Here is a 3455-nt window from a genome sequence, read left to right as displayed (position 1 = left end):
GCCGCCGCCGCCGGCTGCAGGGGCTGCTGCCCTGGCTGATCATCCTCGGCACCTTCCTGCTGTGGGAGGCGGCGGTGCATGGCTTCGCCATCGATGCCTTCATCCTGCCCGCCCCCTCGGCCATCGCCGCCAGCATGGTGCAGTGGTGGCAGCCGCTGCTGGAGAATGCCTGGCAGACGCTGATGACGACGCTGGTGGGCTTCGGCCTGGCCATCGTCTTTGGCCTGGCGCTGGGGGTGGCGATCGGCTCCTCCACCCTGCTCTACCACGGGCTCTACCCGCTGCTGATCGGCTTCAACTCGGTGCCCAAGGTGGCGGTGGTGCCGATCCTGGTGATCTGGTTCGGCATCGGCACAGTGCCCGCCATCATCACCGCCTTCCTGATCAGCTTCTTCCCGATCGTGGTGAACGTGGCCACCGGCATCGCCACCGTGGAGCCGGAGCTGCGCGACGTGCTGCGGGCGCTGGGCGCCCGGCCGCTCGACATCATCCGCAAGGTGGGGCTGCCGCGGGCGATGCCCTATTTCTTCGCCTCGCTGAAGATCGCCATCACGGTGGCCTTCGTCGGCTCGATCCTGGCGGAGACGGTGGCGGCCAACAAGGGCATCGGCCAACTGATGATGCTGGCCAGCAGCCGCTTCGACGTGCCGCTGGTCTTCGCCGGGCTGATGGTCACGGCCTTCATGGGCGTGGCCATGTATGCGGTGGCCGCCGCCATCGAGCAGCGCACCACCGGCTGGGCCATGCGTGGCCAGGGCGAGCAGCAGGTGTCGGGGGTGGGCGGCGCCTGAACCGCTCCCCCGGGCTTTGTGTCAGGCGCTGCGCACCTCGCTCATGAAGCCGTCCATCGCCTGGCGCAGCGAGCGGGAATGGCCGCCGAGACCGCCGGCCGCACTGCTGAGCTGCCCGGCCACCTGACGGGCGGAGGAGGCATCCGCCTCGAAGCCGCGCATCATCTCGCTGACGCGGCGGTTGCCGGCGGCGGCCTGCTGCACGGTGCGGGCAATGGCGTCGGCCGTCTGGCCCTGCTGCGCGACCGCCTCGGCGATGGCGGCGGCGATCTGGTTGATCTCGTCGATGGTGCGGGCGATGTTCTCGATCGCGGCCACCGCCTCGCGCGTCGCGCCCTGCACCTGCCCGATCTGGCCGCTGATCTCCTCCGTGGCCTTGGCGGTCTGGTTGGCGAGGTTCTTCACCTCGCTGGCCACAACCGCGAAGCCCTTGCCCGCCTCGCCGGCCCGCGCCGCCTCGATGGTGGCGTTCAGCGCCAGCAGGTTGGTCTGGCCGGCGATGCTGTTGATGAGGCTCACCACGTCGTCGATCCGCTTGGCGCCCTCGGCCAGGGCCTGCACCACCGTGTCCGTGCGGCGGGCATCCTCCACGGCGCGGGCGGCGATGCGGGTCGCCTCGCCGAGCTGGCGGCTGATCTGACCGACCGAATTGGTGAGCTGCTCGGCCGAGCTGGCGGCCGCCTGCACATCCTGGTCCGCCCGCGCGGCGGACTGCGCCACGGTGCCGGACACCTCGCCGATGCGGCCCGCATTGCCGACGATGACCTGAACAGCCTCCTCCATCTGCCGCACCGACTGGCCGAGCTCCTCCACTACGCCGCTCATGCGTTGCTCGAAGGTGCCGACGAGACGGTTGGTCAGGCTGGTCCGCGCCGCCTTCTCGGCCCGCGTAAAACACTCCAGCAGCAGCTCACAATGCAGCCAGGCGACATGCGAGAGGCTCAGCCGCAGGGCGAATTTGCGGGCCGCCTCCCGCCGCACCCAGCCAGGCCCGGGCGGGTTCAGGCCCAGCTCCTCGCTGATCAGGTTCAGGGTGGTGACGCCGCAAAGGCCCACCCCGTAGATCGGCATGCCATGGCGGTGCAACGCCACCCCCAGCGCCTCCGCCGATTCCAGGAATCCCGCATCCAGCTGTCCCGTGGCCACCCGCTGCCAGTGCGCCACCCGCAGGCGGTGCACCTCCGGGTGGCGCAGGGCCGCCATCGCCTCCGGCCAGCTGGCCAGGCGGGAGAGGCCCCGCTCCAGAAGGCCCGGCAGGGTCTTCTCGGCGAAGTCGCGCAGGCTCGGAAGCACTTCCAGATCCTCCGCGGTGATGCCGAAGGTGGACAGGCGCTGCCGCAGCTCGGGTGGGATGGAAACTGTCATGCGGAACCTCTGGCCGTGGGGCGGCAAGCGTTGGATGTTTCAGGCGCTTCGACTCTGTACGAAGAGGATTAAGGAAACGCTGAGTGGGCCTTTCCCCATGCCTCGGCCGGCCCCGCCCGGCGGACGCGCAAGATGATTGCGGCCGTCACTGGCGTCACGTTAGAAAGTTTGGAGGCCGCCCGACCGCCGCCCGCCGTCCGGAAGACATAAGGAAACCGTCCATGGTGCAACGCCGCCATCTGCTGGGGCTGGCCTCCGCCGCCCTCGCCGCGCCCACCCTGCTCGGCCCCCGCCCCGCGCGCGCCGAGGAGGTGACGCTGCGGCTGCACCACTTCCTCCCCGCCGTCTCCAACGTGCACCGCAACTTCCTGGCGCCCTGGGCGAAGAAGGTGGAGGAGGCCTCGGCCGGCCGGCTGAAGATCCGCATCTTCCCCGCCATGCAGCTCGGCGGCGCGCCGCCGCAGCTCTACGACCAGGCGCGCGACGGCGTGGCCGACATCATCTGGACCCTGCCCGGCTACACCGCCGGCCGCTTCCCCCGCATCGAGGCGCTGGAGCTGCCCTTCACCGCCAACCGCAGCGGCCTGGCCAATGCCCGCGCCACCCAGGCCTTCGCCGAGAAGCACCTGGCCGAGGAGTTCGGCGAGGTGCACCCGCTCTGCTTCTGGTCGCATGATGGGGGGCTGATCCATTCCCGCAGCCCGGTGCGCAAGCTCGAGGATCTGCGCGGCATGAAGCTGCGCTTCCCGACGCGGCAGGCCGGCGAGGGGCTGCGCGCGCTCGGCGCCGCGCCCGTCGGCATGCCGGTGCCGCAGGTGCCGGAGGCGCTGACCCAGGGCGTGCTGGACGGCGCCGTGGTGCCGTGGGAGGTGGTGCCCTCCATCAAGCTGCAGGAGCTGGTGCGCAACCACACCGCCTTCCCCGGCAGCCCCACCTTCTATGTCGCCACCAACGTGCTGGCGATGAACAAGGCGAAGTACCAGTCTCTCCCCGCCGACCTGCGCGCGGTGCTGGATGCGCAGTCCGGCCAGGCCGCCGCCGCCATGGTGGGCGCCATGCTGGACGAGCAGGCCGTCATCGTCTCCGAGCAGGCGCGCCGCCGCGGCAACACGCTGATCGAGCTGGAGCCGGCCGAGGCGGAGCGCTGGCGCGCCGCCTGCGCGCCGGTGACGGAGGCATGGCTCGGCCAGATGCAGGGGCGCAATGTCGATGGCGCGGCCCTGCTGGCCGATGCCCGCGCGCTGTTCGCCCGCTACGCCGCCTGAAGCCGCGGCCCGGGCGGGCCGTCCGCGCCGCCTC

At 71.2% G+C, this 3455-nt stretch carries 3 protein-coding genes; 2 read left to right on the top strand and 1 reads right to left on the bottom strand.

The annotated features are described in order from the left end of the window. Positions 1-791, top strand: a 791-nt coding sequence (locus ACZJYS_RS23545; RefSeq protein ID WP_493180541.1) for an ABC transporter permease, incomplete at its 5' end; no start/stop codon positions are given. A gap of 21 nt (positions 792-812) precedes the next feature. Here the strand turns inward: ACZJYS_RS23545 and ACZJYS_RS23540 are convergent. Then, a complete protein-coding gene (locus ACZJYS_RS23540; protein ID WP_109515032.1) occupies positions 813-2156 on the bottom strand; it encodes a globin-coupled sensor protein in 1344 nt (447 codons plus the stop codon). Between the two features lie 221 nt (positions 2157-2377). Here ACZJYS_RS23540 and ACZJYS_RS23535 point away from each other — a divergent pair, with 221 nt between their 5' ends. Continuing rightward, positions 2378-3421: a TRAP transporter substrate-binding protein gene (locus ACZJYS_RS23535; protein WP_493180540.1), complete on the top strand. Its 1044-nt coding sequence runs from the start codon at positions 2378-2380 to the stop codon at positions 3419-3421. Positions 3422-3455 lie beyond the last annotated feature (34 nt).

This window comes from Roseomonas sp. TS2, assembly GCF_058833935.1.
Note: the sequence above shows the minus strand (reverse complement) of the source record. Positions and strands in the feature narration are given on the sequence as shown.

Bases quoted from the DNA above. Each gene is read 5' to 3' on its own strand.
- ACZJYS_RS23535 (WP_493180540.1), top strand. From the start codon at position 2,378: ATGGTGCAACGCCGCCATCTGCTGGGGCTGGCCTCCGCCGCCCTCGCC.
- ACZJYS_RS23540 (WP_109515032.1), bottom strand. From the start codon at position 2,156: ATGACAGTTTCCATCCCACCCGAGCTGCGGCAGCGCCTGTCCACCTTC.